Source organism: Arthrobacter pascens (assembly GCF_030816475.1).
GTDB lineage: Bacteria > Actinomycetota > Actinomycetes > Actinomycetales > Micrococcaceae > Arthrobacter > Arthrobacter pascens_B.
In genome coordinates, this window is record NZ_JAUSXF010000001.1 from 762962 (window position 1) to 789722 (window position 26761).

25 protein-coding genes are annotated in these 26761 nt (G+C 63.4%); 18 read left to right on the top strand and 7 right to left on the bottom strand.

Annotated elements, in window-relative coordinates; genetic code table 11:
- Nucleotides 1-6: 6 nt before the first annotated feature.
- Both QFZ40_RS03535 and QFZ40_RS03540 read right to left on the bottom strand, forming a co-directional pair.
- Nucleotides 7-1209 carry a NosD domain-containing protein gene (locus tag QFZ40_RS03535; protein ID WP_306902885.1) on the bottom strand — a complete coding sequence of 401 codons (1203 nt, stop codon included), beginning with the start codon at nucleotides 1207-1209 and terminating at the stop codon, nucleotides 7-9.
- Nucleotides 1210-1264: 55 nt separating this feature from the next.
- A complete protein-coding gene (locus QFZ40_RS03540; RefSeq protein WP_306902886.1) occupies nucleotides 1265-1456 on the bottom strand; it encodes a hypothetical protein in 192 nt (63 codons plus the stop codon).
- A gap of 338 nt (nucleotides 1457-1794) precedes the next feature.
- Here QFZ40_RS03540 and QFZ40_RS03545 point away from each other — a divergent pair, with 338 nt between their 5' ends.
- The 6 genes from QFZ40_RS03545 to QFZ40_RS03570 all read left to right on the top strand — a co-directional run bounded on the left by QFZ40_RS03545 (nucleotide 1795) and on the right by QFZ40_RS03570 (nucleotide 9231).
- Complete coding sequence (locus QFZ40_RS03545; RefSeq protein WP_306902887.1) at nucleotides 1795-3072, top strand: ABC transporter substrate-binding protein; 1278 nt, start codon at nucleotides 1795-1797, stop codon at nucleotides 3070-3072.
- A gap of 101 nt (nucleotides 3073-3173) precedes the next feature.
- On the top strand, nucleotides 3174-4061 hold the full coding sequence (locus QFZ40_RS03550) for a carbohydrate ABC transporter permease (protein ID WP_306902888.1): 888 nt from the start codon (nucleotides 3174-3176) through the stop codon (nucleotides 4059-4061).
- Nucleotides 4061-5014 carry a carbohydrate ABC transporter permease gene (locus QFZ40_RS03555; RefSeq protein WP_306902889.1) on the top strand — a complete coding sequence of 318 codons (954 nt, stop codon included), beginning with the start codon at nucleotides 4061-4063 and terminating at the stop codon, nucleotides 5012-5014. The genes QFZ40_RS03550 and QFZ40_RS03555 overlap by 1 nt, the downstream gene beginning before the upstream one ends.
- Before the next feature lie 27 nt (nucleotides 5015-5041).
- Complete coding sequence (locus QFZ40_RS03560) at nucleotides 5042-6439, top strand: right-handed parallel beta-helix repeat-containing protein (protein ID WP_306902890.1); 1398 nt, start codon at nucleotides 5042-5044, stop codon at nucleotides 6437-6439.
- Between the two features lie 15 nt (nucleotides 6440-6454).
- Nucleotides 6455-7549, top strand: a complete 1095-nt coding sequence (locus QFZ40_RS03565) for a LacI family DNA-binding transcriptional regulator (RefSeq protein WP_306902891.1) — start codon at nucleotides 6455-6457, stop codon at nucleotides 7547-7549.
- A 146-nt stretch (nucleotides 7550-7695) separates the two neighbouring features.
- Nucleotides 7696-9231, top strand: a complete 1536-nt coding sequence (locus QFZ40_RS03570; protein ID WP_306902892.1) for a glycoside hydrolase family 32 protein — start codon at nucleotides 7696-7698, stop codon at nucleotides 9229-9231.
- Nucleotides 9232-9273: 42 nt separating this feature from the next.
- On the opposite strand, the gene QFZ40_RS03575 is transcribed toward QFZ40_RS03570, so the two are convergent.
- Together QFZ40_RS03575 and QFZ40_RS03580 are read right to left on the bottom strand one after the other, a co-directional pair.
- Entirely contained in the window at nucleotides 9274-11067 is a 1794-nt protein-coding gene (locus tag QFZ40_RS03575; protein ID WP_306902893.1) for a thiamine pyrophosphate-requiring protein, read from the bottom strand.
- A 50-nt stretch (nucleotides 11068-11117) separates the two neighbouring features.
- A complete protein-coding gene (locus QFZ40_RS03580) occupies nucleotides 11118-12614 on the bottom strand; it encodes an FAD-dependent oxidoreductase (RefSeq protein WP_306902894.1) in 1497 nt (498 codons plus the stop codon).
- Nucleotides 12615-12886: 272 nt separating this feature from the next.
- Here QFZ40_RS03580 and QFZ40_RS03585 point away from each other — a divergent pair, with 272 nt between their 5' ends.
- The 3 genes from QFZ40_RS03585 (at nucleotide 12887) to QFZ40_RS03595 (ending at nucleotide 14481) form a co-directional block, all read left to right on the top strand.
- Nucleotides 12887-13810: an SGNH/GDSL hydrolase family protein gene (locus tag QFZ40_RS03585; protein ID WP_373427384.1), complete on the top strand. Its 924-nt coding sequence runs from the start codon at nucleotides 12887-12889 to the stop codon at nucleotides 13808-13810.
- A 96-nt stretch (nucleotides 13811-13906) separates the two neighbouring features.
- Nucleotides 13907-14122: a hypothetical protein gene (locus QFZ40_RS03590; RefSeq protein WP_306902895.1), complete on the top strand. Its 216-nt coding sequence runs from the start codon at nucleotides 13907-13909 to the stop codon at nucleotides 14120-14122.
- A 17-nt stretch (nucleotides 14123-14139) separates the two neighbouring features.
- Nucleotides 14140-14481, top strand: a complete 342-nt coding sequence (locus QFZ40_RS03595; RefSeq protein ID WP_306902896.1) for a YciI family protein — start codon at nucleotides 14140-14142, stop codon at nucleotides 14479-14481.
- A 36-nt stretch (nucleotides 14482-14517) separates the two neighbouring features.
- On the opposite strand, the gene QFZ40_RS03600 is transcribed toward QFZ40_RS03595, so the two are convergent.
- Nucleotides 14518-14811 carry a YegP family protein gene (locus QFZ40_RS03600; RefSeq protein ID WP_306902898.1) on the bottom strand — a complete coding sequence of 98 codons (294 nt, stop codon included), beginning with the start codon at nucleotides 14809-14811 and terminating at the stop codon, nucleotides 14518-14520.
- A 134-nt stretch (nucleotides 14812-14945) separates the two neighbouring features.
- Complete coding sequence (locus QFZ40_RS03605) at nucleotides 14946-16187, bottom strand: NAD(P)/FAD-dependent oxidoreductase (RefSeq protein ID WP_306902899.1); 1242 nt, start codon at nucleotides 16185-16187, stop codon at nucleotides 14946-14948.
- Nucleotides 16188-16340: 153 nt separating this feature from the next.
- Here QFZ40_RS03605 and QFZ40_RS03610 point away from each other — a divergent pair, with 153 nt between their 5' ends.
- The 8 genes from QFZ40_RS03610 to QFZ40_RS03645 all read left to right on the top strand — a co-directional run bounded on the left by QFZ40_RS03610 (nucleotide 16341) and on the right by QFZ40_RS03645 (nucleotide 23894).
- The gene (locus QFZ40_RS03610) at nucleotides 16341-17666 is read left to right on the top strand and encodes a hypothetical protein (RefSeq protein ID WP_306902900.1); all 1326 of its coding nucleotides are present in this window, start codon (nucleotides 16341-16343) and stop codon (nucleotides 17664-17666) included.
- A gap of 166 nt (nucleotides 17667-17832) precedes the next feature.
- Complete coding sequence (paaA, locus tag QFZ40_RS03615; RefSeq protein WP_306902901.1) at nucleotides 17833-18885, top strand: 1,2-phenylacetyl-CoA epoxidase subunit PaaA; 1053 nt, start codon at nucleotides 17833-17835, stop codon at nucleotides 18883-18885.
- A complete protein-coding gene (gene paaB / locus QFZ40_RS03620) occupies nucleotides 18882-19262 on the top strand; it encodes a 1,2-phenylacetyl-CoA epoxidase subunit PaaB (RefSeq protein ID WP_306902902.1) in 381 nt (126 codons plus the stop codon). Before paaA ends, paaB begins: the two co-directional genes overlap by 4 nt.
- Complete coding sequence (gene paaC, locus QFZ40_RS03625) at nucleotides 19259-20119, top strand: 1,2-phenylacetyl-CoA epoxidase subunit PaaC (RefSeq protein WP_306902903.1); 861 nt, start codon at nucleotides 19259-19261, stop codon at nucleotides 20117-20119. The genes paaB and paaC overlap by 4 nt, the downstream gene beginning before the upstream one ends.
- 11 nt (nucleotides 20120-20130) lie before the next feature.
- Nucleotides 20131-20673 (top strand): 1,2-phenylacetyl-CoA epoxidase subunit PaaD, encoded by a 543-nt coding sequence (gene paaD / locus QFZ40_RS03630; RefSeq protein ID WP_306906809.1) that lies wholly within the window; start codon nucleotides 20131-20133, stop codon nucleotides 20671-20673.
- Between the two features lie 9 nt (nucleotides 20674-20682).
- Nucleotides 20683-21924, top strand: coding sequence for a 1,2-phenylacetyl-CoA epoxidase subunit PaaE (gene paaE / locus QFZ40_RS03635; RefSeq protein ID WP_306902904.1), 1242 nt, complete (start codon nucleotides 20683-20685; stop codon nucleotides 21922-21924).
- Nucleotides 21925-21960: 36 nt separating this feature from the next.
- A complete protein-coding gene (locus tag QFZ40_RS03640) occupies nucleotides 21961-22740 on the top strand; it encodes an enoyl-CoA hydratase/isomerase family protein (protein WP_306902905.1) in 780 nt (259 codons plus the stop codon).
- Between the two features lie 164 nt (nucleotides 22741-22904).
- On the top strand, nucleotides 22905-23894 hold the full coding sequence (locus tag QFZ40_RS03645; RefSeq protein ID WP_306902906.1) for an IS481 family transposase: 990 nt from the start codon (nucleotides 22905-22907) through the stop codon (nucleotides 23892-23894).
- A 36-nt stretch (nucleotides 23895-23930) separates the two neighbouring features.
- Here QFZ40_RS03645 and QFZ40_RS03650 read toward each other — a convergent pair whose 3' ends face one another.
- The gene (locus QFZ40_RS03650; protein WP_306906810.1) at nucleotides 23931-25328 is read right to left on the bottom strand and encodes a hypothetical protein; all 1398 of its coding nucleotides are present in this window, start codon (nucleotides 25326-25328) and stop codon (nucleotides 23931-23933) included.
- Between the two features lie 479 nt (nucleotides 25329-25807).
- Between QFZ40_RS03650 and galU the strand changes: the two genes are divergently transcribed.
- On the top strand, nucleotides 25808-26698 hold the full coding sequence (gene galU / locus QFZ40_RS03655) for a UTP--glucose-1-phosphate uridylyltransferase GalU (RefSeq protein ID WP_306902907.1): 891 nt from the start codon (nucleotides 25808-25810) through the stop codon (nucleotides 26696-26698).
- Nucleotides 26699-26761 lie beyond the last annotated feature (63 nt).

Consider the following 26761-nt stretch of genomic DNA (forward strand, 5'->3'; position numbering starts at 1 on the left):
CAGCGGTTAGGGCGTCGCGCGGAACGAGTTGCTGCTCTGGAACGGCTGGAACTGGGCCAGGGATCCGCAGTCCAGGACCTTGGTGCCCGTGGTCGATGAGTCAAGGGTCACCGTGTGCACCGCGGTGGCCGAGACGGTGTTGTTGGTGGCCAGGTAATTGTTGTTTCCGGACGCCACCAGGATAATGGTGGGCGTCTGGCCCGACGGCGTAACGGAGCCGGAGGGGACGTCGTAGCTGAAGTGGTTTCCGATCACGGAGTTGTTGCCACCCTCGATGTGCACCAGGCCGAAGAGGTCGTCCCGTCCATTGTTGTACGGCTTCAGGGGATCGAATTTCTCGGTCTCGCGGAAGAAGTGGTTGGCCCCGACCAGGTTTTCCGTGCAGACGCCCTCGAAGTGCACCATGCCCGGGTAGTAGCCGTGCAGGCGGTTGGCGCTGATTGAGGATCGCGTGCAGTTCTTGAAGTGCACCATGCTCTGGCCGCGCGGGAAGATGTTGTTTCCGGTGACGAGGAGTCCCCAGTGGTTTTCCGCGTAGACCGAAAAGCCCACGTGACCCGCACCAATGAGGTTGTCCGTGACCTTGGTTGCCTGGCCGGAACCGACGAGCTTCACGCAGGTGCCGTTTTCCGCCAGGAAGTTTCCGCTGACACTCAGGGCGTCGGCGTCTTTGACCACCAGTCCGTGCTCCAGATACACCATGCCCATGCGTTCGACGCGGCAGGAATCGTTGGCCGAGTCGAACAGGATGCCCGTCTTGCCATTGACGTAGGAATTCTGGTTGCTCCCGAATGAGACGCCGTCCAGGCAGAAGTTCTCGAACACCACCGCGCTGAGCCGTGGATCGCCCGCCCGGTAGACGCGGAAAGCCTCGGTGTTTCCGTCAGTATTTTCCACCCGGACGCGGCTGCCGCCGGGATTGACCTCATGCCAGCCGGAGGTGCTGCTGTTGTAGCGAATGCTGAGGGAGGTGAAGCCGTGGCCGGAACCGCGGATGGTCAGGAAGCTAATGTCCACGTTGACGCGGGTCTTGAGGGAGTAGTCTCCGGGCGGGATGTAGATGACGGCTCCGGGCTTGGATGCCTGGCTGGTCTGCTGGCTCTTGATGTCAGCGATGATGCTGTTGATGATGAGCCCGATGTCGTTGTACGGGGTGGCCGTGGGATTTCCGGGGACGCTCCAGGCGGTGACGTCGTAGACAGTGGTCAAAGTGTGTTCTCCTCACATCGTTGGGGGACGAAACGTCGGGTGGTGCAGGGTGCTTCTAGAGGACGCCGATCAGGTGATGGTGTCCCGACGGCTGCTGGCCGGCTTCGGGCGCAGCGGGCACCTGTCCAGGTGCTGCTGACACAGCGCTGCCGGGCGCCGCGAAGGTGAGGGCAGCGCCTGCCGCAGTTGCCGACGCCGTGAGCGCGCGCAGCACGCTCCGGCGGCTGATGTCCGGGATGGGTTTCATACGTTCTCCTTTAAGTGGGATCCCCACTCAGCCGTGCGGCGCCGTCCGGCCCCTTCAAAAGGGGGCCGAACACCAAAGGCCTTGCGGCGGAGGGGAGGGGTGCGACGTCAGGTAGTGGATGACAAAACTTGCCAAATCAGCCAAAATATGCCAAAACGGTTTATCTACCTGCGACGATGACTCTAGGGCGGCTGGCGCCGACGCGTCAAGGGCCAAAATGCTTCTGTTTGTGACGCTTGACACTTGCGAGGAAATGAGCCTATGGTGTTGCCAAGTCGTTTTGGCAAAACGATTCTTCACTCCGAACGCATTGTCATCCCAAGAGAAAGTCGACAGCGATGTCCACTCGAAAGACCATCTCCAGGCTCGCCACTATTGGCGGCCTTTGCACGGCCGTGGCCCTGACGGCCACCGCATGCGGCGCCGGGGGACCGGCCCCGACAGGCAGCGGCAACAGCACTGTCAACGTCCTCGTCGAAGCCGGCGGGCACGCCGAGCTCACGGGAGTTGCCGAGGCCTGCAAGAAGGACGCAGGCATCGACGTCAACTTCGTCGAGCTGCCCTATGATGGCCTGTTCAACAGGCTTTCCAGCGAATTCTCTTCAAACACCGTCTCCTTTGACGTCGCCGCCCTGGACTCCGTCTGGCTTCCCAGCTTCAAGGACGCCGTCCAGCCCATTGACGAACTCTTCACCGATGAGGCCAAGAAGGACATCTTCCCCGCCCTGGTCAAGGAAGCCAACGTTGATGGCCACTTCATCGGCATGCCCGCCTGGACCAACGCGGAAATCATCCTCTACCGCAAGGACCTCTTCGAGGACGCCAAGAACAAGGCCGACTTCAAGGCAAAGTACGGCTACGAACTGGCAGCCCCCACCACCTGGAAGCAGTACCAGGAAGTCTCCGAATTCTTCACCAAGGACGGCATGTACGGCACCGACGTGAAGGGCGCCGTCGAAACCGAATGGCTGGCCCACGTCCTCCAGGCCGGTTCCCCGATGGTCCTGGACGACAAGAACAACGTGGTGGTGGACAACGCGGCCCACAAGCAGGCCCTCGACTTCTACACCAGCCTCGTGAAGTCCGCACCGTCCGGAGCCGCGCAGGTTGACTGGGCCGCCGCGCAGAACCTCTTCAACCAGGGCAAGACGGCCATGACCAAGTTCTGGGCCCACGCCTACCGGCAGATTCCGGCTGACGCCGCTGTCTACGGCAAGGTGGGCGCAGCGCCCATGATCGGCGGATCCGCGGGCGTTGCCGGTGTCCCGGGACCGTGGTACCTCTCCGTTCCCAAGGCGACGAAGAACGCAGAAGCCGCCAAGAAGTTCATCAAGTGCGCCTACGACCACAACGATCTGGGCATCGAGTCCAAGCTTGGCCTCGCAGCCCGCATCTCGGCCTTCGAAAAGTACCAGGACAAGCCCGGCTATGAGAGCTTCAAGCCGCTGATCGAGACGCTCAACGGCAAGGCCACGGCAACCCGCCCGGCAACTGCGAAGTGGCAGCAGATCGTGGACACAGTACTGGTTCCGACCCTGCAGAAGGCAGTGGCCGGCGGGGACAGCGCGTCCCTCCTGGCCGAGGCCAAGACCAAGATCCAGGCCCTGGTCAAGTAGGAACGTCTCAAGTAAGAAACTTCGCGGCCGGCACCGCCTGACGCTGCAGTGGCAGCAGAAGCGGTGCCGGCCCGGAAACCCAACCAGCGGAAGAGTATCCCGTGCGTATCAATGATCGCCGCTTCGCCCTCTATCTGATGACCCCGGCGGCCCTGTTCCTGGCAGTTTTCGTGGCCTACCCGCTGTTCCGTCTCATCGCGGACAGCTTCTTCAAGATCTCGCCATTCGTCGGCGGTCCCCGCGACTTCGTGGGCCTGGACAACTACGTGCGGGCCTTCACGTCCGAGGACTTCATCGGAGCCGGCTGGCGTACCCTCGCCTACACCGTCGTGGTGGTGACCCTCGAGTTCGCCCTTGGCCTCGGGATGGCGCTCCTGTTCACAACGCTGGGCAAAAAGTCCCAGATTTGGCGGACCGTGTTCATGTACCCGCTGATGATCGCCCCGATCGTGGCCGGCCTGCTGTGGAAGTTCCTCATGATCGACAACTTCGGCCTGGTGGGTACCCTTCTGCACCAAGCCGGCATCCTGCAGGACCCCAACCAGATCGGCTGGCTGTCGAATCCGGACATCGTCCTGTTCTCCGTTGCCATCCCCGACATCTGGCTGACCACCTCGTTCATGTGCCTGGTGCTGTTCGCAGGCCTCCAGAACATTCCGGGGGACCTGATCGAAGCGGCCCGGCTTGACGGCGCACGCGCCCCGGCCATGCTGTTCCGCATCATCCTGCCCCTGCTCCGGCCCGTCATCGCCGTCGCACTGGTGGTCCGTGGCATCGACGCAGCCCGCGCCTTCGACACCATCCTCATCCAGACCAACGGCGGACCCCAGTCCGCCTCCGAAACCATGAGCCTGCTCATCTACCGGACCATGATCCGCTTCGGCGATCCCGGACTGGCAAGCGCCATGGGAACCATCTACCTGCTGGCCATGCTCGGCATCGCGTTCTTCGCGGTGGCCACCATCTGGCGGCCAGGAAAGGACACCTGATGCGCGTCGCCGAACGAACCAGGAACGACGGCGGGAAGGCACCTTCAGTGGCTGCCGGTCCCTCCGTGCCAATCACCACAGGTGGCAGCAGGCGCAGGAACCGCAACATCAACCGTGAGGGCCTGGAGGCCGGCAAGCGCAGTACGCGCACCGTCCTGTGGATCCTGCTCGCAGCCTCGCTGGTGCTGTACGGCTTCCCGTTCCTTTACCTGCTGCTCACGTCCTTCAAGACCCCCATCGACACGATCGCCGTGCCGCCCACCATCCTGCCCAGGGAATGGACGCTGGTGAACTACATCAGTGCGCTCAGCCGCAGCGGTGTGGTGGCCTCCATCATCAACAGCACCCAGACGGCCATTATCAGCACACTGCTGTCCCTGATCCTGGCAGTGCCCGCTGCCTACGGCATCACTCGGTACAAGACCGCCAGCGGACGGGTGTTCATCATGGCCGCGCTGGTCACCCGCATGGTGCCGCCAGTCGCCATCGGCATCCCGCTGGCGTCCATGATGGCCTCGGCCGGGCTTGCCGATACTCCGATTGCCCTGTCCATTGCCCACACCACCATTTCCCTGCCCCTGTCCATCTGGCTCATGTCCAGCTTCTTCGAGGCTGTGCCGCAGGACCTGGAGGAAGCGGCAACCGTGGATGGCTGCAGCAGGCTCGGCGCCCTGTGGCGGGTGGTCATCCCGGTGGTCTCCGGCGGCATCGCGGTCACAGCGATCTTCGCCTTCCTGGCCTCCTGGAACGAGTTCCTCTTCGCCCTCCTCATGACGGCAATCCGCTCCCAGACCACCCCCGTGGTCATCGCGAATTTCCAGACCCAGTTCGGCCTCGACTGGGGATCCATGACGGCACTGGCCGCCGTCTACTCGATCCCGGTCATCCTGCTCACGCTTCTCTTGCAGCGCAAGATCGTGGCGGGCATGACGCTTGGCGCCGTCAAGGGCTGAGAAACCACAACTCAAGGGGAAGAACCAATGTCAGGCAACAACTACTACGACGTGACCACGTGGCCCGTCGGCAATCCGTCCGAGGACGTCGGTGAAGTAATCAACAGCATCATCGCTGACATCAAGGACCGGCAGACGGCCACCGATGCGAACAACGGTGGAAAGCCAGGCGCGGTGATCTACATTCCGCCCGGGGACTACCGCCTCCGGACGCAGGTGCTGATCGACGTCAGCTTCCTGCGAATCCAGGGCTCCGGACACGGCTTTACGTCGTCGAGCATCCGGTTCAACGTTCCCGAGGACGAATGGGCAGACTTGCATGAGCTGTGGCCCGGCGGGAGCCGCATTCTCGTCGACATTCCCCTCGATGGAGACGAAGGTGCAGACGGGGAGGAATCCAAGGGAGCCGCGTTCTACGTTGAGCGAAGCGGGAGCCCGCGGATCAGCTCGGTCGAGTTCTCCAACTTCTGCATCGACGGGTTGCACTTCAACCCGGACGGCTCGGGGATGCCTCCGGAGAACACGTACGTCAACGGCAAGACCGGCATCTATGTCGCGACCGCCAATGACTCATTCCGTGTGAACGGCATGGGGTTCGTCTACCTTGAAAACGCGCTCACCATTTACAAGGCGGACGCGCTTTCAATTCACGACAACTTCATCGCCGAATGCGGAAGCTGCATTGAGCTGCGCGGATGGGGACAGGCATCAAAGATCACCGACAACCTCGTCGGAGCTGGCTTCAAGGGTCACTCGATCTACGCAGAGAACCACGGCGGGCTCCTGATAACCGCGAACAACATCTTCCCCCGTGGTGCGAGCAGCGTCCATCTCGACGGCGTCACGCGTTCAAGCGTCACGAACAACCGTTTGCATTCGTTCTACCCCGGGATGGTGATTCTCGCTGCGAACAGTTCAGAGAACCTCGTGGCATCGAATCACTTCTTACGTGACCACGAGCCCTGGACACCATTCCTGGGAGTCGACAACGGACTGAACGACCTCTACGGACTTCTCTGCGTCAGCGGCAGCAACAACTCTGTCATCGGCAACCACTTCTCCGAGATCATCGACTCGCAGAGCATTCGGCCGGCAAGTGCTACGCCGGTCATCATCCGGCTGCGGGCGGGGGTTGGCAACTTCGTCTCCAACAACCATGTGGTGGCGATGGACGTTCACTCCACGTCAAGCGACTCCTGCTTCGAAGCTCAAGTGGACGCTCTGTTGACCACTGAGGCTGCGGAAGGCCTCGCCGTCACGGCCGTCATGGTCGATGCCGAATCAGCTCGGAATACGATCCTTGACTCCGGAAGTGAAGCCCAAGTTATCGCAGACAGGGCAGTTAACGCTTTGAGGGCCACACCTACGGTCGGTTTGCAGGCGGCGGATGTTAATCCGAACGTAGGATCAGTACCAACACCATGAGGACGTGGGAGACCAATGACCAATAGAACAGTCGGTATCAAGGAAGTGGCGGCGGCAGCCGGAGTGTCTGTCACGACCGTCTCCCACGTCCTCAATGATGTTGCCTACGCCCGGGTGGGCGCAGGAACGAGGCAGCGGGTCCACGAAGCGGCCCAACGGCTGGGTTACGGGCCCAACCGCCTTGCCCAGGCCCTGCGCACCCAGCGTTCCGGGATGATCGGGTTCATCAGCGAGGAAATCGCCACCACTCCGCACGCAGGCAGGATCATCCTCGGTGCCGAGGAGACGGCGCGGGCCCGGGGATACCGGATCATGATCATCAACTCCACCAGCACAGGTTCCCAGGATTCCAAGGAAAGCCAAGTCGCGGACCTCCTGGATCGGCAGGTGGACGGCATCCTGTATGCCACGATGTATCACCGGAAGCTTGCCGTACCCAAGAACCTGGCCGGACTGCCGGCAGTCCTGGTGGACTCCGAAGACATCAGTAACACAGTTTCCTGCGTCATCCCGGACGAAGTAGGCGGCGCCAGGGCGGCCGTACAGACCCTGATCGACGCCGGGCACACCCGGATCGGCATGCTCAACAACACCGATGACGTGCCGGCAACCCACTCCCGGCTCAGGGCCTTTAAGGACACGCTCGCAGATGCCGGGCTTCCGTTCCACGAGGAACTGGTCCAGTCCGAGCCCTCGGAGGTGCCTGGCGGTCACCAGGCGGCCCTGCGCCTGCTGAAACCCGAAAGCCGGCCCACGGCCGTGTTCTGCTACAACGACCGCATGGCCATGGGCGCGTACCGGGCAGCTGCGGAACTCGGCCTGAGGATTCCGGAGGACGTTTCCTTCGTCGGATTCGACAACCAGGAACTGATTGCCGAAAACCTCCACCCGCCGCTGACAACAGTGGCCCTGCCCCACTACGAAATGGGCGCATGGGCAACCGAAAACCTGATCGATGCCATCGAGGGAAAAAGTGACCTGCGGCTGTTCGCGGCCCACCCGACCGTACTTCCCTGTCCCATGGTTCTTCGCGATTCCGTCGCCTCGCCAACACATGACGGCCCTTCCAGCAGAGCAGCAACGTACTCGGCCGCACGGTCCAACACCTGACCTCGGGCGCGTCCGGCAGAGGACGCGCCTTGCCAAGGACCTTGAATACACAGCTCCCCGGTTCCCCCTGCCCTTAAAAAGCCCCCTGCCCTCAAAAAGACTGATCCGTTCGCTGGAACTGGCCCGGACATCCTGAAAGAACTCCGATGACTGAAACAACAACCCACCCGGCGGACCCCGCCGAAGACACCACGCCCAACTTCCGGCCCATCGTCCACTACACGGCCAAGAACACGTGGCTGAACGACCCCAACGGACTCGTGTGGCACCAGGACGTCTACCATCTCTTCTACCAAAACAACCCCTTCGGCAACGTCTGGGGCAACATGTCCTGGGGACATGCCACCTCAGCCGATCTTCTGCACTGGACCGAACACCCCGTTGCCATCGCGGGCGATGAGGAAGAAGACGTCTTTTCAGGCAGCATCGTGGTGGACCATGGCAATACATCGGGATTCGGCACGGTGGAAGATCCTGCCCTGGTGGCCATCTACACCAGCGCCTTCAAGGAAGGCTCCGCACACCGGGGGACACAGGCCCAGTCCCTCGCGTTCTCCACGGACGCCGGCATGACGTGGACCAAATACGCAGGCAACCCGGTGCTTGGCCGCGGCTCGGCCCACTTCCGGGACCCCAAGGTCTTCCCCTACGAGGGACCGGCTGGTTCCTGCTGGGTCATGGTGGCGGTGGAGGCCCGGCATCAGCAGGTGGTGCTGTACCGCTCGGCCAACCTCAAGGACTGGGAGTACCTGAGCACCTTCGGCCCTGCAAACGCCATAGGAGCCGAATGGGAATGCCCCGACCTCTTCCCGTTGCCTGTCGACGGCGACACGGACAACGTCAAGTGGGTCCTGGTGGTCAATCTCAACCCGGGTGCCGTCGCCGGCGGCTCCGGAGGCCAGTACTTCGTCGGCCACTTCGACGGGGTGCAGTTCACCGCGGATCCTGATTCGCTCGTTCCAGCGGATGCTGACGGAACCACGGATCTCAGACACTGTCTGTGGCTCGACTGGGGACGTGACTACTACGCCGCGGTTTCCTTCAGCAATGCCCCGGAGAACCGCCGCATCATGATCGGCTGGATGAACAACTGGGACTACGCAAACTCCCTGCCCACGTCTCCATGGCGCTCAGGGATGTCCCTGGCCCGCGAGGTCGGGCTCGCGACGGTGGACGGTTTGCCGCGCCTGGTGCAGCGCCCGGTGCTGCCATTGGACGGCGGCGGGCCGGCCTGCACCATCCAGGACCTGGAACTGGCCGACTCCCGGTTGCAACTGCCCGACGCAATCCCCGGATCAGCCCAGCTGATCGAGGCCGAGATCCTGCCAGGGACGGCCCGGACCGTAGCTTTCAGGCTGCTTGGGGCAAAGGACGGGAGTGCCGCCACGGTTCTCAGCTTCGATACCGTGAAGGACCGGCTCACCCTGGATCGCCGCAACTCCGGAAACATCGCCTTCCACGACAAGTTCGCGTCGGCTGAGTCCGCACCGGTGAAGCTCGACGGCGGTGTGCTAAGACTCCGTCTCGTCGTCGACCAGTGCTCCGTGGAGGTCTTCGCCCAAGGCGGCGCGGTTGTCCTGAGCGATCTGGTGTTCCCCCTGGCAGGGAACCAAAGCACCGAAGTGTCCGCGGAGGGCGGCACAGTCACAGTGCGGAAGCTGGCCGTCACGGCTCTGTCATAGAGACAGGATGCCGGGCGCCTGTCCCCATGTGGAGGCCTACTGTTACTGTTCCTTGCCCGGCAGGATTTCCTGGGCTTTGGTTTTGACGGTTGCTTTGATGATGTCCCAGGTGCTGTCGTCGCCTTTGGCGAGGGCTTTGGCGGTGTTGAGTGCCTGCTCGAGGGTGGTGTGTGGAGGGATCGGCGGGATGTCGGGATTGGTGTGCACGTCCAGGACGGTGGGGCGGTCGGCACTGAGGGCTTTCTCCCAGGCCGCCCCGACGCCGTCGGGCGTGGTCACGGTGATGCTTTCCAGGCCGAGGCTTGCGGCGAAGGCTGCATAATCGACGTCGGGAAGCGACTGGGATTCGGTGAAGGCGGGGGCGCCGCCCATTGCCCTCAGTTCCCAGGTGACGTGGTTCAGGTCGTTGTTATGCAGCACGGCAACGATGAGCCGGGGATCGGACCATTCCTGCCAGTAGCGCCGGACGGTGATCAGTTCGGCGAGGCCGTTCATCTGCATCGCGCCGTCGCCCGCGAAGGCGATGACAGGGTGGTCCGGGTACGCGAATTTCGCGCCGATCGCGTACGGCACCGCGCAGCCCATGGTGGCCAGAGTCCCGGAGATCGAGCCTCTGGTATCGCTGCCGAATTTCAGCTGCCGGGCATACCAGTTGGCGGAGGAACCGGAATCAGCGGTGACAATGGCGTTCGCCGGCAGCCTGTCGGAGAGCTCGGCGAAGAGCCGCATGGGGTTCACCGGGGCGGCCTCCACCATGGCCTCGGAACGCATGGTTTCCCACCACTTACTGATTTTCCCCTCCAGATCCTCGCGCCAGGAACGGTCGTCCTTCCGTCGCAGGTGCGGGATCAGCGCTCGCAGCGTCGCGGCGGAGTCGCCCACGATGTTGAATTCGTAGGGATAGCGGAGCCCGATCATCGCCGGGTCGATGTCGATCTGGACGCCGCGGGCCTGGCCTGCTTCTGGCATGAACTGGGGGTAGGGAAAGCTTGAGCCGACGGTGAGGAGGGTGTCGCAGTCGAGCATCATCTCGTAGCTGGGCCGGGTGCCCAGCAGGCCGATGGATCCCGTGACATAGGGGAGGTCATCGGGGAGGGAGTCCTTGCCAAGGAGTGCCTTTGCCACGCCCGCGCCCAGCAGATCCGCCACCTCCCGGACTTCGGCCGACGCCCCTCGGGCACCGTGTCCGATCAGCATGGCGACTTTCTTTCCCTGGTTGAGCAGGTCAGCGGCGCCCCTGATCGCTTCCATGTCCGGCTGGGTCGACGGCGGCCGGATGCCCAGGCTGGAAGGAACCATCTTCAGCGCGTGCGTGGGCGGGGTGTACGCAAGTTCCTGCACGTCAGAGGGGATGATGACGGCGGTCGGCCCGCGCCGGGTTACGGCGATGCGGATCGCTCTGTCGAGGACGTTCGGCAGTTGTTCCGGGACGGTGACCGTCTGGACGTAGTCGGATGCGACGTCCTTGAACAGGGACTGCAGGTCCACTTCCTGCTGGAAGGAACCGCCCATTGCGGTCCTTGCCGCCTGGCCGACAATTGCGACGACGGGGGCATGGTCGAGCTTGGCGTCGTACAGCCCGTTCAGGAGGTGGATGGCTCCCGGACCCGAGGTCGCCATGCAGACTCCGACGTTTTCGGTGAATTTCGCGTAGCCAACCGCCTGCAGGGCAGACATCTCCTCGTGCCGGGACTGGATGAATTTAGGCTCGTTCCCGGCTTGGCCGAAGGCGGCCACCAGGGCGTTGATGCCGTCGCCGGGATACGCGAACACTTTGTCCACTCCCCATTGACGCAGCCGGTCCAGCAGATACTCCGCAACTGTCGGTGATGCCATTGCCATGTTCCTTTCGGGCATCCGGCCCGCGTCGGGGTGGAGGGCCCGCGCTAGTCCATGACCGGGAGGTCCTTGGTTGTCGGTCCCTGGAGCACTTCCCCGGTGGGTGAGTAGCGTGAGCCGTGCAGAGGGCAGTCCCAGGACTTTTCGGCGTCGTTCCAGCTGAGCAGTCCGCCCAGATGGGTGCATACCGCGGAGACCCGGCAGGTGACGCCGTCGACCGTGGAAACGGCGACGGGTTTGCGGCCTTGGCGGACCACGGTACCTTCGCCCTCGGGGGGCACCGTCCGGGTACCAGTTTCGGGTTTGGCCAGTTCCGCCTTTGCCCAACTTTCGGAGAGGGTTTTGGCGACGTCGGCGTTAAGGGCAATCGCTGAGGCGGCGCCGGCCGGTGAGGTAATCCGCCTGTGGATGGTGTCGGCCCAGGGGAGCTGTCCATCCAGGATGTCGGCCGTGATGGCCAGTGAGGCCGCAATGCCGTTGGTCATGCCCCATTTGTTGTATCCGCTGGCAAAGAAGATCTTTCCGCGGCCCCGGGGCATCTTGCCGAAGAACGGCATCAGGTTGGTGGCGCGGTAGTCCTCGCCGGACCAGGTATGGGTCACCTCGGCGCCAGGGAAGTGGTGGATCCCCCAGTTCAGCAACTGGTCAAGGCGGCGCTTCGGAGAAGGCTCCCTGCCCACCTGGTGCCCGTTGCCGCCGACAACCAGCAGTTCCTCGTTCCCTGTCGGGAAGGTGCGGAGGGAGCGGCCCGGCGTTTCGGCCGAGAGGTACATACCACGGGGAATGGGGGTCGACGCGGGAACGTGCAGCGCGGCGGCATACGACTGGGAGGCCTTCAGCTTGGCGAAGTACAGGCCGCGGTCCAGGACCGGGATACCGGTGGCCAGCACCACGCGGTCAGCACTGACGTTCCCGCCGCTGGTCAGAACGGTGGCGCGCTCGTCCTGTTTGACGTTCAGGAGCCTGACGCCTTCGACGATCATGCCGCCGTGTGCCCGGAGGTCTGCAGCCAGCGCCTCCAGCACGTCCATCGGATTGAACTGGGCCTGGTCCGGCATCCGGACGGCGGTCCGGATGCTGAAGGGCAGCTCCGAGTCGGTGGTTCCGCTGACATCCAGGCCCGCGGCCCTTGCGACTTCGAGCTCGGACCTTACCTGATCCGCGCCGTCGTCTGTCACAGCGAAGGTATAGGCATCGCGGCGCTGGAACGGCACGCCGTTTGCCTCCAGGAACCGCAGGAGCCACGCCTGCCCTTCCCTGTTGGCCTCCACATAGGCGTTGACCATCTTCTGGGAATACTGCCTTCGCAGCGAGGACAGGATGGTGCCCTGCAGCAGGGTCAATTTCGCGGTTGTATTGCCTGTGGTTCCGGCGCCTACGGTCCTGGCCTCCAGGACGGCCACCCGCTGTCCTGAACGAGCCAGCAGGGCAGCGGTGGCGAGTCCCGTGATTCCCGCACCCGCCACGACGGTGTCAAAATCCGCTCCGGGAGTAAAGGGATCGATGGGGATGGTGCGGGGTCGATCAAGCCAGACTGAGGTCACGAGCTTTCCCTTCCTGTACGTTTCGTTCCGTTGGACCCCGCAGGTTGTAGGATCCTGGCCCTATCCCGCACGCCGTTCATTCCGATTCTCCAAGGCTCCTCTGTTGCATCTGCAGCCAGTATGGATCCCTGCAACGCCAGTGTCCATCGTCGAAACAGGGGGAAAGGACTCGTTCTCAAACCGGGAACATCTAGCTGAAACCGGGAACATCGCGCCCTTCAAATTGGTTATCACCATACAAGAACCTTTTTCCAAAGAAGGAGGTGGCCGAAGTGGACGCGAACGATCTCGACGTCACTGGCCGTCGTCTTCCCGGTGCCGTCAGTTTCGCTGACAAAATTAGCGCTGACAGCTCACACACGGGACCCCTGCACCCCTGGAGCCGGTACGTCGCGCTAGGGGATTCGTTCACTGAAGGGGTGGGCGATCCGGAACCTCGCTGTCCCGGCGGGCTGCGTGGCTGGGCTGACCGCGTCGCTGACGAACTGGCGGCCGGTCAGGAGGATTTCAGCTACGCCAACCTGGCTGTGCGCGGTCTCCTCCTGGAGCAAATCCTGAGCCAGCAGGTGGGACCGGCCCTGGCGCTGGAACCGGATCTGATCACCTTGTCCGCCGGAGGGAACGACATGGTTTTCCATGCCAGCGATCCGGACAAACTCGCGGACAAACTCGACGGCGGCGTCGGGCAGCTCAGTCAATCCGGGGCGACCATAGTGCTGTTTACGGGACCGGATTGGAGGTCCACCCCGGTGTTGGGCCGCAACCGGGCAAAGGTGGCCATCTTCAATGAGAATGTGCACACCATCGCCTCCCGCTATGACGCCGTGATAGCTGACCTGTGGGCCCTGCGGCAGCTTCGGGACCGGCGGATGTGGGACCCTGACCGGCTGCACCTTTCTCCGCTGGGCCATCACACTGTGGCCATGATGGTGCTGGATACCCTGAATGTTCCGCATTCGCTGCAGCCGCTGGAGCCTAAGGATCTTCTGCAGGGGAGTTGGCGGCGAGCCAGGGCAGGAGACATTCTCTGGGCCAGGAATTACTTCTTCCCGTGGGTGCTCAGGCGGATCCGCCCGGGTGGAAGCGAAGAAGAGCGGCAGGCGAAACGGCCGGCCGCCGGACCGGCGGTCTTCGGCGGACCGGTGATCTCCGAAGGAATGCCCTCCGCGGCATCCCCTGCCCTGACCAAGGGATAATCCTGGTCGGCGGTGTCAGCGGACCCATTGTGAACCGGACATCCAGGTGCTATTACCTATCTATCGGTCTCCGGTGCGCAGTTGATGGGAGTCCAGGTGGATACACAGTCGGTCCTCACCTTCATTGGCGGTTACGTGGCAACCGGGATCTCAGTATTCCTGTTGTACTCGCCCTTCCTGGTTCTTTTCCTTCTCCTGCTGCTCGTCGGGGGTGTCCTGCAGCTCATAGCCTGGCCCTTCAGCGTCTTGATCCGAAGACTGCGGCGGGGGCGGGGAAACGCTGAGTATGATTCATCGTGGCTTCTCCATTGACAGAAGGATCCGGCGCGATGACCAAATACCTGATCTCGTTCCCCAGCGCCGCCATGGTCCTCTCTGACGACGACCTGCAGGCAGCTTCGGTTGCGTCCCGCGCGGTGGTTCAGGAGGCGAAGGACGCCGGCGTCTGGGTGTTCGGCGGCGGCATCGATGAGAGTATCCCGCCTGTCATGGTCGACGGCGATGGGACCGTGCGGAAGGGCACGTACCCCCAGACGGCGCAGCTCGACGGCGGGTACTGCGTGCTGGAACTGCCCTCCTACGATTCGGCCTTGGAGTGGGCTGCGAAGTTGGCGGTCGCCTGCCGTTGCGCGCAGGAAGTGCGCGCCTTCCACTACGATCCGGCCAGCTAGGTCTCGGCCGGGTATTTGGCGCTGACGCGCCCGTAGTCAACGCAAACGGTGTACCCCGCGTACGGCTTCATGCACGAGGTGGGACCCATGGTGCCTGGACGCCGACCGGACCGCCGTGAACAGTGGGTGGATGCGTTCGCCGTGGATGCCCCTGGTCATGTCGCGGATCAGGCCTTTTGCGCCAATTTCCCTGATGACGGTAATGCCTGCCACTGCATCCTTTTTAGTGGGGAACCGGGCCGATACCCCGAGCAGCCTGCCCGTCCCTTCGAAGAGCCGGAAGCGGTAGCCGCCGTCAGGGGGCTCAAATATTTCGAAGTATCCAGCCATGGGACGTCACTCCGTTCTTCCGTCATTGCAAGCCTGATTCAAGCGTACGTCCGGGGGCGGAGGCCGGGTAGCCTTAGGGCGGAAATGCCCGACCGTGGGGAGTCACCCCAGGTGCAAGGTGCTGGGCTGCGGGGTCACTCGGGGGAGCCGACGACCACCTGCGCCGGGCTGTGGATGATGTAGCCGTTGAGCCAGGAAAACAGGGCGCGGACTTTCTGTTGGAATCCGGACAGGAGGGCAAGGTGCACCAGGAGCCAGGACAGGAAGGCGAGTGATCCTTGCAGCTGGATGCGCTTGCGTCCGAGCTCGGCCACTGCAGCGCCCCGCCCGATCATCGCCATGTATCCCTTGTCCAGGTAGCGGAAAGGCTGCCGGCCGCCGCCGGTGAGGTCGGCGTGGATGTTGCGGGCGGCCCACTTCCCGGCCTGCTGGGCCACGGAGCCGAGCTGCGGCAGTTTGGCTCCTCTCGAATCGATGATGTTGGCGGCATCGCCGATGACGTAGACCCCTTCGACGCCGGGGGCGGTCAGGTCAGGGCGGACGTCGATACGCCCGCCTTTGCCTTGGGGCAGGCCGGATCCGGCAATGAGGTTACCGGCCTTCAGGCCACCCGCCCAAACCACCATCCGGCTGGGGATGTCGGTCCCGTCGGCCAGAGTCACGCCGTCGGCACGGATCTCGGTGACGCCCACCCCCATATGCATCTGGACCCCGATCTTTGCCAGCCGGTCGCGGGCGTATTTCTGGGACTTTGCCGAAAACGTGTTCAGTACGGCCGGAACCATGTCCACCAGGTGCACGCGGCAGCGGGCCGCGAGCTCCGGGGAGAAGTACTTCGCCACCACGAACTTGATGTTTTCCGCCATGGCGCCGGCGGTTTCCACGCCCGTGGGCCCGCCCCCGACGACGACGACGTCCACTGGGCTGTCAGGTTCCCGGTCAGCCTGGTCCAGTAGCCGGATGAGGCTGCCGCCGAGCTTGGTAGCGTCCGTCACCGAATACAACGGGAAGGCATGTTCCTCGGCGCCGGGCGTGTTGAAGAAGTTCGGCACCGCGCCAACGGCAACCACCAGGATTTGCGCCCGGAAAGTATCGCCGTCCTCAGTGGTGACGGTACGCTCCGCTGCATCCAGCGATGCCACCTTGGCCGTCATCACCCTCACCTGCCTGATCCGGCGGAAAACGGACCGAAGCGGCCGGGCTATGGCCGAGACGCCGATCTGTGACGTCGCCAGCTGGTACAGCAGCGGCTGGAACTGGTGGTAGTTGTTCGCGTCGATGAGCAGCACCCGAATGCCTTTGCGGCCTAATGCCCTAGCCGCGGAAACCCCGGCGAAACCGCCTCCGACCACAATGACCTGATAGGTATCCTCCATCCGAGCAACGTACTCCACCCAGGGCCCGGGCAACAGTGGTCAAGGACATGCCAGACCCATTGCCCCCGGCCCGGCACAGGCATACGCTCGAAAGTAATTCTGGCTGCCCAGGTCTCAGGCACTGGCAACTTGATCGAGCGCCCGGAGAACCTGATGACCACCTTTAAGCCTCAGACACATCGCTTCCTGAGCCAGGCGGTGGCCCTCCTCCTGGCAGTGGCAGGAATGTCTTTCTACGCCAACACCGCCGATGCGGCAGCCGATTACGGCTACCCGAGCATCAGCTACTGGGGAGTGGCTAACCCGCCCACTGCCGACAAGCCCCAGAGCAAGCTCTGGTGGAATGATGGCGCCTGGTGGGCGGACATGTGGACCACAGGCAGCGGCTGGCATATCTATCGGCTGGACCGCGCCTCCCACACCTGGGTGGACACAGGGGTCCTGAATGACAGCCGCGGCAATACCCTCGCCGACACACTCTGGGACGGCTCCAGGCTCTACATTGCCTCGCACGTGGTCACCATTAGCAGCAACGAAACGCCGGAGCCCTCGGTTACGGGTCAGCCGGCGAATCTCTACCGTTACAGCTATTCGGCAGGAACATACACCCTCGACGCCGGGTTCCCGACCATCATCACGAACAACAGTAGTGAATCGATGACGATTGACAGGGATTCCACCGGAGCGATCTGGGCCACCTGGACGCAGGTGGCGGGCAATCCGACGTCGGGCTTTACGAACACCGTCTACGTCAACAATTCCCTGCCGGGCGGTGCCGGCTGGTCCACGCCCTTTGTGCTGCCGGTAGCCAATGCACACCCGGCGCCGGATGACATTTCCGCTGTGGTGGCGTACGCGAAGAACAGGATCGGCGTCATGTGGAGCGACCAGACCACCGGGACCGTGTGGTGGGCGTGGCGGACCGACGGGACCTCCCCGACAGCGCGCTCGTCCTGGAAACAGCAACCCGCGCTACGGGGCAATGGGCTTGCGGATGACCACCTGAACCTCAAAGCGCTGCTGGCCGATGGTGCCGGACGGGTGTTCGCGGCGGTGAAGACCAGCCTCAATGAGACTTCCAGTGACCCCACCCTGCCGCAGGAGCTGTTGCTCGTCTTCCGTCCGGGCACAGGCTCGTTCACTAAGTCCACGATTGCGGTGACAGGCGATTGCGTTACGCGGCCTCAGCTCCTGCTGGACACCGAGAACAACCAGGTTCACGCCTTCCACACCGCACCCGCCGGGACTCAATGCGCCTCATCAGGCACGGCGGGAACCATTTATGAGAAGACGGCCTCCATGGACGATCCCGTCTTCGCGTCGGGCCGTGGAACGCCCTTGATCCAGGACGGAGCGTCACCGAACCTGAACAACCTGACCACCACCAAGCAGAGCGTCAACAGCAGCACCGGCCTTGTAGTGATGGCCAGCAACCACATCACCAAACGCTATTGGTTCGCGGACAGGTCCCTCGGCTAGCAACGGGCCTGCCCATATAGCCTGCGCCGTCCCCATCTGGCTTAGCCGATCAGGAGATCCAGCCCAAGCCTCCTGCTTGACGCCCTCTGCCGCTTCCGCATATCCTGAACGAACGGTCGGTAAATAAAGATCGGCGAAATCAGAGGCCTTTGCATAGGAGCAACCCATGGCAGCGCAGAATCTGCAGTCAGTGCCCGCTGGACAATCACCGGAGCCCGCATCCCCGGCAGTACAGCCTGCGCAGGATGCAGAAGCAGCCCGGCTCGAGGCAGAGGGCAAGGCGAACTTTGACCGGGTGATCGCCGACGATTCGCGGATCGAGCCGCGGGACTGGATGCCTGACGCGTACCGCAAGACGCTCCTACGCCAGATCTCCCAGCACGCCCACTCCGAGATCATCGGCATGCAGCCGGAAGCCAACTGGATCTCCCGCGCCCCGAGCCTCAAGCGCAAGGCCATCCTCATGGCCAAGGTCCAGGACGAGGCCGGCCACGGGCTGTACCTCTACTCGGCTGCAGAAACGCTTGGTCAGACCCGCGACAAGATGATGGCCGACCTCATCGCCGGCAAGGCCCGCTACTCAAGCATCTTCAACTACCCGGCGCTGACCTGGGCGGACATGGGCGCCATCGGCTGGCTGGTGGACGGCGCCGCCATCTGCAACCAGGTGCCGCTGTGCCGGGCCTCCTACGGCCCCTACGGCCGGGCCATGGTCCGCATCTGCAAGGAGGAGTCATTCCACCAGCGGCAGGGCTTCGAGATCCTGCTTGAGCTTGCCAACGGCACCCCGGAGCAGAAGCAGATGGCCCAGGACGCTGTGAACCGCTGGTATGCCCCGGCGCTGATGATGTTCGGCCCGCCCGACGACGATTCGCCCAACTCCCGCCAGTCCATGGCCTGGAACATCAAGCGCTTCAGCAATGACGAGCTCCGCAGCCGCTTCGTGGGCATGATGGTGGAGCAGGTCCGCGTGCTCGGCCTGACCCTCCCGGACAGCGAGGTCCGCTTCAACGAGGAGACCAAAAGGTGGGAGCACGGCCCGCTGGACTGGAACGAATTCAAGGAAGTACTCGCCGGCCGCGGGCCCTGCAACGCCCAGCGGCTGGAGCGCCGCAGGGAAGCGCACGACGACGGGGCCTGGGTCCGTGAGGCAGCAGCCGCCTATGCAGCAAAACAGCAGGCAAAACAGTCAATGAAGACAAAGGAATACGCAGCATGAGTCCCCATGGCAACCCGGAAGCCCCCGCCAGCTCGGCAGGCGAAATCAATCGCGAAGCGGCCAAATCGAGCCCGGCAGTTGAACCGGCCGAGACCGGCAACGCCTGGGGCCTCTGGGAGGTCTTTGTCCGGTCAAGCCGCGGCCTCAGCCACGTGCACGCCGGCTCCCTGCACGCACCCGATGCCGCCATGGCGCTGCGCAATGCCCGGGACCTCTACACCCGCCGCAACGAAGGCGTCTCCATCTGGGTGGTCCCGGCAGACGCCATAGCCGCCAGCGATCCGGACTCCAAAGGCGCGTTCTTCGAGTCCCCGCAGGGCAAGGACTACCGGCATGCCACGTATTACACCAAGAGCGAAGGGGTGAAACACCTGTGAGCGAAACGAACGCGTCGGCCACCCGCATCACCCCGGGCAACGCCCTCCGCCCCGAGGACATCGCCCTGGAGGTCCGCACCGGTCTCGCCCAGCCCGGCAAGGACGTGGCCGAGTATGCGCTGCGCCTGGGCGACGACGCCCTGATCCTGGCCCAGCGCCTGGGCCACTGGATCTCCCGCGGCCCGGAGCTGGAGGAGGACGTGGCCCTGGGCAACATCGCCCTGGACCAGCTGGGCCACGCCCGCTCCTTCCTCAGTTATGCGGGCGGCGGCCTCGTCGGCGAGGGGGAGCCGGCCAAGACCGAGGACGATCTTGCCTACTTCCGGCGCGAGCCCGAATTCCGCTCGGCCCACCTCTTCGAACAGCCCAACGGCGACTTCGCGGTGACCATCGCCCGGCAGTTCGTGGTGAGCTACTACCAGTTCGAGCTCTACCGCCGGCTCACTGAATCAAGCGACGAAACGCTTGCTGCCATCGCAGCCAAAGCCGTGAAGGAGGTGGACTACCACCGGGACCACAGCGCCCAGTGGGTCCTCCGCCTGGCCGGCGGGACGGATGAATCACGCAAGCGGATGATCCACGGCCTCAAGCTGGTCTGGCCCTACGTCGGGGAGCTCTTCGAGGACGATGAGCTGGCCACCCGCCTGGCTGAAACCGGTGCCGCCGTCGTGCCTTCCAGCCTGAGGGAGGACTTTGACCGGCTGACCGGGGAAGTCCTGAAAGAAGCGGAGCTGGAGGTGCCGGACGTTCCGCCTGCCCCCGGCGGCGGCCGGCGCGGCCGGCATTCCGAGCATTTTGGCTACATCCTCGCGGAGATGCAGGTGCTGGCCCGCCAGTATCCGGGGGCGAGCTGGTGACCGTCATGGACATGTATGTTGCAGATGCCGGAACCGCTCCCGGACGGGTTTCCGCCCGGCAGAAGGCGTGGGACATCGCGGCCACGGTGTGCGACCCCGAGATCCCTGTGCTCACCATCGAGGATCTGGGGATCCTGCGGGACGTGAAAATAGTCGACGACGGCGGTCTGGTTCCCGCCGTCCTGGTCACCATTACGCCCACGTACTCGGGCTGCCCCGCGATGGACGCCATCCGGGACGACCTCAAGGCCGCCTTCGTCAGGGAAGGCTATCCCAGCGTCCACGTGGACCTGGTGCTCGCCCCGGCCTGGACCACGGACTGGATGACGGAGGCCGGCAAGGCCAAGCTGCAGGAGTACGGCATCGCCCCGCCGTCGGGTATGTCTGCAGCCGGCGGACACGCAGGCAAAGTGCGGCTCAGCCTCGCAGTGAAATGCCCGCAGTGCAACAGCCTGAACACCAGGGAACTCACGCGGTTCGGCTCCACCTCCTGCAAGGCGCTCTACGTCTGCCAGGACTGCCAGGAACCGTTCGACTACTTCAAAGTCCTCTAAGGAAGCCCCATGCCTGTTGTCCGCCAGACCGCCGCCGAATCGGCGCAGGCCGCCGGCCGCCGTCGTCCGTCCTTCCACACCCTGACCGTCGCGGAGGTGCGCCGGCTGACCGAGGACGCCATCGAGGTTTCCTTCCATGTCCCGAAGGAGCTCGCCGGCCAGTTCGATTACCTGCCCGGCCAGTACGTGGCCCTGCGCACCAAGCTGCCTGATGAAAACGGCGAACTGCACGAGGTGCGCCGCAGCTACTCCATTTGCGCCGAGCCGCGCACGTTTGAGGACGGCAGCAGTGAGATCCGGGTGGCCGTGAAGCAGGACCTGGGCGGGCTGTTCTCCACGTGGGCCAATTCGGAGCTGAAGCCGGGGGACACCCTGGACGTGATGAGTCCCATGGGCGCGTTCGTGTCCAAGCACGGCCGGGACGGCAAGGCCGTGGAGCAGAACGTGATGAACTCGATGAACCATCCCGAGGAGCTGGCGGGGGAAGCTGCCTCCGTTGGGGGAGGCAGCTTCGTGGCCATCGCGGCGGGAAGCGGCATCACGCCGGTGATCGCCATCGCCCGCACGCTGCTGGCCGCCAACCCGGAAACCCGCTTTGACCTGATCTACGCCAACAAGGCAGCCATGGACGTGATGTTCCTGGAGGAGCTGGCGGACCTGAAGGACAAGTACCCGCAGCGGCTGGCCATCCACCACGTGCTGTCCCGCGAGCAGCGGATCGCGCCGCTGCTGAGCGGAAGGATCGACGCCGAGAAGCTCCAGCAGCTGCTGGGCACCGCCATCCACGCGGATGACGTGGATGAGTGGTTCCTGTGCGGGCCGTTCGAGCTGGTGCAGCTGTGCCGGGACACGCTGGCCGAGCGCGGCGTGAAGCCTGAGCAGATCCGGTTCGAGCTGTTTACGTCGGGCAAGCCGGACCGCCCCGAGGGCCACGCCGGCCGGCCCGTGCTGGTGGACGAGTCCAAGGAGACGTACAAGATCACGTTCAAGCTGGACGGCCTGCAGGGCGAGGTAGCCAGCCCCACGCACGCACGCGAATCCATCCTCAACGCCGCGCTGCGGGTCCGCCCGGATGTGCCGTTCGCCTGCGCCGGGGGAGTGTGCGGCACGTGCCGGGCCAAGCTGGTCACCGGCAATGTCAGCATGGACGAGAACTACGCGCTGGAGCAGGATGAACTGGACAGGGGCTACGTGCTGACCTGCCAGTCGCACCCCATCACCCCGGAAGTCACCGTCGACTTCGACGTTTAGGATTTCAGTCACCTCACCGCCACGAACAGGAGCCCCATGATTTCCCTCTCCATCAACAACGGCGTTGCCGAGGTGGTGCTGGATGCGCCCTACAAGCTGAATTCGCTGGATGAGCAGGCGCTCGCAGAGCTGGGGAGGGCGTACGACGACGCCGCTGCCGCCGCCTCCCGCGGTGAGGTGCGGGCGCTGCTGCTGAGGGGAGAGGGCCGCGCCTTCTGCGCGGGCCGGGACATTTCCGGCGTGACGCCGGAGGAGGACGACGCCGCCGCCTACCTGGGCGGGCTGGTGCAGCCGCTGCTGAAAAAGATGAGCTCGTTCCCGGCGCCGACGTTTGCGGCGGCGCAGGGTGCCTGCCTGGGCGTGGGCTTGGGCCTGCTGCTCGCAACCGACGTGGTGTACGTGGCGGAGAACGCCAAATTCGGCTCGCCCTTCGCGAAGCTCGGTGCCACCCTGGATTCGGGCGGGCACTGGTATTTCACCGAGCGGCTGGGCATGCACCGGACGCTGGACCTGATCTATACGGCGGAGCTGATTTCAGGGGCGGAGGCGGTGGCGCAGGGGATGTTCAGCCGGGCCATGCCGGCCGATGAACTGTTGGGAGACACCAGGACGATTGTGGCCAAGGTGGCGACCGGGGCGACGGGAGCGTTCAACGCCAGCAAGGAACTGGTAGCGCACATCCGGGACCACCGGCTGGGCCTTTGGGAGGCCATGGAAGAGGAGAATTCCGAGCAGGCCCGGCTTTGTAAAAGTGATGATTATGCCGAAGGTTTTCGGGCTTTTCAGGAGAAGCGTGAGCCAAGGTTTACAGGCTAGAGATTGCTACTTTCACGCTGTTTCAGCAGCCTCCTAGGTGTACTGCCCAGGGACGTTGGTTGGGTGAATGTGATGACTCGCTGGAGTCGTTGACTGATGGGTGAGGACCTCCGGTTGCACAGTGGAGTTGCTTAGACAACCGCTGAAGCGACCAGGAGGTCCTCATGTCCCACGCTAATGCCGCTTTGACGCCACGCCAACGGTTACGCGTCGCGCGTTTGATCATTGACCACGGATGGCCGGTGTCCCGGGCTGCCGAACAGTTCAATTGCTCCTGGCCCACCGCCAAGCGCTGGTCTGAACGCTACGCCGCGATGGGCGAGGCGGGCATGATTGACAGGTCCTCGAGTCCCCACCGGGTGGCGAACCGGACCCCGCAGCATCTGGTCCGCAAGGTCGTGCATCTGCGCTGGAAGCAAAGGCTGGGGCCTATCGCGATCGGGGCGAAGCTTGCTATGCCTGCCTCCACGGTCCACGCGGTCCTGGTCCGTTGCAGGCTGAACCGGTTGCATCACGTGGATAAGCGCACCGGGGAGGTCATCCGCCGGTACGAGCACGACAAACCGGGGGCGATGATCCACGTCGATGTTAAGAAGCTCGGAAATATCCCGGACGGTGGTGGCTGGCGCTACGTTGGCCGGCAGCGGGGTCATCGGAACCGTGCAGCGACACCAGTCAGAACCGGCAGCCGCCGCCACCCCATCATCGGCACGGCCTATGTGCACACGGTCATCGACGACCATTCCCGGGTCGCTTACGCAGAGATCCACGGCGACGAAACCGCGGTCACCGCAGTAGCGGTCCTGAAAAGGGCTGTGTCCTGGTTTGCTTCCCGCGGCGTTACCGTCGAGCGGGTCCTTTCCGATAACGGATCAGCCTACAAGTCCCACCTGCGGCGGGATACCTGCCGGGAACTGAACATCAAGGCCAAGAAGACCCGCCCCTACCGCCCGCAAACAAACGGCAAGAACGAGCGGTTCCACCGCACCCTCGCTGACGGATGGGCATTCAAACGCTTTTACGCCACAGAGTCAGCCCGAAGAAACGCCCTCCCGGCATGGCTACACCATTACAATCACCACAGGCCCCCCACCGCAATCGGAGGTCGCCCGCCCATCAGCCGATTAACCAACCTGCCTGGGCAGTACACCTAGGGCGCTGCTCGTCCTTGATGCCTGTAGTCATATCGTCTAGTACGTAAAATTCAGTACCGTCACGGTGCCGGCAGTCAGCGGAAACGTTTGCGTAGTGGAGCCGTAGGCAAAGCCAGGGACAGTTGGTCGCTCCGCCACAGGCTTAGGGTCGCTCTTTGCCCCATCGATTACCGTCTGATCTTCAGCCTTGTAGCTAGGGCCCGCTAGCTGGGTCATAGTTCCTGTCAGAGGCTGTCCTGGCAGGGAGAGGGTTACCTCCGTCTGAGCGGCCTTTTGGGGATCGTTCTGATTCACCAGAATTACAGTGGTACTGCCATCCGTGTTCCGTAGGGCATAGCTGTATGCAAGGCCACCTCCTGAAGTCTGGAGTTCAAGGAACTTGCCGCCTTCAAGACCAGCCACGATGGCCAGCCCGAAGAAGTTTGCCCTGCCTGAAAATTGTCCATCCGGCTTAAGGTAGGGGCCGCCACTGCATAGTACGGACATGGGTGGCCCCCCCGCGCAAGTCAGCAAGGAGCTGTGGAAACCGATGCGCGCTATTCCCAGCTGGGCAGCGTTGAGGAAGTAGTCCGCCGTCCACAAAGCTGAGGCATGTGTACGGGAGGTCTCGTTTGAGCCGGGACATGCTGCGATACCCGTTTCCGGGAGCCACGTTTCCAGTCCCGCTGCTTGCCCTGCCCGAACGGCCGCCTTCTGATAGTCAGCGGCACGCTGGTGCATGAGCGGGCTCATGAGGTTTCCAAGTGTTGGTGACGATTTCGGGTCGTCCCCGTTGCAACTATGGAGCGGATAATTGTGGAACGAAAGGATCTTTTTCTGAGGAATGTCGGCACCGATGAAGGGCTGCCACCATTCCTGACTGTAAGTTCCTGGGCCGGAGATGGCGACGCCGGGTGCCGCAGCGTAAATGGCCGTAGCGTATGCCTTTAGCTCTTCAACGTACTCATCGGTGGAGTAACCTCCGGGACGCACACCGTTGGCCCCGAATCCGTTGGGCTCGTTGCCGATCGTTACACTGATAAGCCGGTCCCCGAAGATGCCGGAAGCGTGCTTCACCATGTCGGCGGCCCGTGCCGGGTCGAAGTGGCCAAGATCGACGGTAAGGCTCACCTTCGCGTTTACAGCTTCGAGCAAGCCATTGACGCGGGCCAGATCTTGCGGGCCAACAGCGCGCGCGGGATGTGCATTATCACCCTTGTACGTGCTTGGGATCGCTTCGCCCGACGAGGTCCAGAAAAAGCGACGATCCACGGCGTTCCCTCCGAAACGCAACACGGGTTCGTCAACCTCCCTCAGAAGTTTCGCAAGGGAGGTGTTTGCGCTGCTTAAGGCAGCATCCCCCAGATCGGTCGCTTCCAATGAAATGCCCGTCATACCCTGGTTAAGGACGGTGCCGACCTCATTTCCGGTGACCTGAACCTTCAGCGGTTCCACTGCTTCCAATGGCGAATTTGCAGGCGGGCCAGGCTGGTCGTAGTAGGCAACTGTCGGTGCCGGTGGCAGGGACTTAATTGTGGTAGGAACAGGCTTGGCCAGAGAGTCCGAATTCGATGGGGTTAGCCATGTGACTACCATGACGACCGCGATCACTGCCGCTACCATCGCAGCAACCACCAAAGCGACCTTCGTTCTCTTCCTTGTATCCCTCTGTGGGAAACGTTGACTAGTGTTCCGATCAGTACGTTTGGTTTCAGGCGTGCGCATGCGAGGGTGTCTCCAACGTCAAAGTGGTGAATGCCCAGCTTAGCCAATGACGCCATGGACGTGCCAAACGCCCGGGGTTGTCCTCCCGCCGGCGGCTGTGTAAAAGCGACAATTATGCCGAAGGTTTCCCGCCATTTCAAGAGAAGTATGAGGCAAAGTTTACCTGCCAGAGATTGCTATGTTCACGTGCTCATTTGTATGGTTCAGTTATGACAATGGGGAAAGCTATTACCAAAGCCGTCATTCCTGCTGCCGGATTGGGGACTCGCTTCCTGCCCGCCACTAAGGCAATGCCGAAGGAAATGTTGCCGGTGGTTGACCGGCCGGCCATCCAGTACGTGGTGGAGGAGGCCGTCAACGCGGGTCTCACCGACCTGCTGATGATCACGGGCCGCAATAAGCGGGCCCTGGAAGACCACTTTGACCGCGAACCCGGCCTGGAGGCCGCTCTGGAGAAGAAGGGCGACAGAGAGCGCCTGGAGTCCGTGCAGTACGCCTCCAAGCTCGGCCCTATCCACTACGTCCGCCAGGGTGAGGCGAAGGGCCTGGGACACGCGGTGCTGTGCGCTAGCCAGCACGTGGGCCATGAACCTTTCGCCGTGCTGTTGGGTGATGACCTTATTGATGAGAACGATTGCCTGCTCACCACCATGATGGAGGTGCAGCAGATGACCGGCGGTTCCGTGATCGCCCTGATCGAGGTGGATCCGTCCCAAATCAGCGCCTACGGCTGCGCGGACATTTCACCAGTTGAGGGCGAGGGGTTCGTTCGGGTCAACAGCCTGGTGGAGAAGCCGGCTGCTGGCGAGGCGCCGTCCAACCTGGCCGTGATCGGCCGGTACGTGCTGCACCCTTCCGTGTTTGGCGTGCTGGAGGAGACAGGGCCGGGCCGTGGCGGAGAGATCCAGCTGACGGATGCCCTTCAGACGTTGGCGGCCGGCGAGGGCGAAGGCTCAGGTGTGTACGGCGTGGTGTTCAAGGGACGCCGCTACGACACCGGCGACAAGCTCAGCTACCTCAAGGCTGTCATCACGCTTGCCTCCGAGCGTGTGGAGTTTGGCGAGGACCTGAAGACCTGGATGAAGGGCTTCGTCAGCTAGGCCCTGCTCTTACTTGAGATGCCTACGGGCCCGCCGCAGAGACGCGCCGGGCCCTTAGCTGTT

What these genes read in the sequence shown, in the direction of transcription:
- paaE (WP_306902904.1), top strand. Translation starts at nt 20,683, where the DNA reads ATGCCTGTTGTCCGCCAGACCGCCGCCGAATCGGCGCAGGCCGCCGGC.
- QFZ40_RS03600 (WP_306902898.1), bottom strand. Translation starts at nt 14,811, where the DNA reads ATGGCTGGATACTTCGAAATATTTGAGCCCCCTGACGGCGGCTACCGC.
- galU (WP_306902907.1), top strand. Translation starts at nt 25,808, where the DNA reads ATGACAATGGGGAAAGCTATTACCAAAGCCGTCATTCCTGCTGCCGGA.
- QFZ40_RS03605 (WP_306902899.1), bottom strand. Translation starts at nt 16,187, where the DNA reads ATGGAGGATACCTATCAGGTCATTGTGGTCGGAGGCGGTTTCGCCGGG.
- QFZ40_RS03640 (WP_306902905.1), top strand. Translation starts at nt 21,961, where the DNA reads ATGATTTCCCTCTCCATCAACAACGGCGTTGCCGAGGTGGTGCTGGAT.
- QFZ40_RS03610 (WP_306902900.1), top strand. Translation starts at nt 16,341, where the DNA reads ATGACCACCTTTAAGCCTCAGACACATCGCTTCCTGAGCCAGGCGGTG.
- QFZ40_RS03545 (WP_306902887.1), top strand. Translation starts at nt 1,795, where the DNA reads ATGTCCACTCGAAAGACCATCTCCAGGCTCGCCACTATTGGCGGCCTT.
- QFZ40_RS03570 (WP_306902892.1), top strand. Translation starts at nt 7,696, where the DNA reads ATGACTGAAACAACAACCCACCCGGCGGACCCCGCCGAAGACACCACG.
- paaD (WP_306906809.1), top strand. Translation starts at nt 20,131, where the DNA reads ATGTATGTTGCAGATGCCGGAACCGCTCCCGGACGGGTTTCCGCCCGG.
- QFZ40_RS03575 (WP_306902893.1), bottom strand. Translation starts at nt 11,067, where the DNA reads ATGGCATCACCGACAGTTGCGGAGTATCTGCTGGACCGGCTGCGTCAA.
- QFZ40_RS03560 (WP_306902890.1), top strand. Translation starts at nt 5,042, where the DNA reads ATGTCAGGCAACAACTACTACGACGTGACCACGTGGCCCGTCGGCAAT.
- QFZ40_RS03540 (WP_306902886.1), bottom strand. Translation starts at nt 1,456, where the DNA reads ATGAAACCCATCCCGGACATCAGCCGCCGGAGCGTGCTGCGCGCGCTC.
- paaA (WP_306902901.1), top strand. Translation starts at nt 17,833, where the DNA reads ATGGCAGCGCAGAATCTGCAGTCAGTGCCCGCTGGACAATCACCGGAG.
- QFZ40_RS03565 (WP_306902891.1), top strand. Translation starts at nt 6,455, where the DNA reads ATGACCAATAGAACAGTCGGTATCAAGGAAGTGGCGGCGGCAGCCGGA.
- paaB (WP_306902902.1), top strand. Translation starts at nt 18,882, where the DNA reads ATGAGTCCCCATGGCAACCCGGAAGCCCCCGCCAGCTCGGCAGGCGAA.
- QFZ40_RS03555 (WP_306902889.1), top strand. Translation starts at nt 4,061, where the DNA reads ATGCGCGTCGCCGAACGAACCAGGAACGACGGCGGGAAGGCACCTTCA.
- QFZ40_RS03595 (WP_306902896.1), top strand. Translation starts at nt 14,140, where the DNA reads ATGACCAAATACCTGATCTCGTTCCCCAGCGCCGCCATGGTCCTCTCT.
- QFZ40_RS03645 (WP_306902906.1), top strand. Translation starts at nt 22,905, where the DNA reads ATGTCCCACGCTAATGCCGCTTTGACGCCACGCCAACGGTTACGCGTC.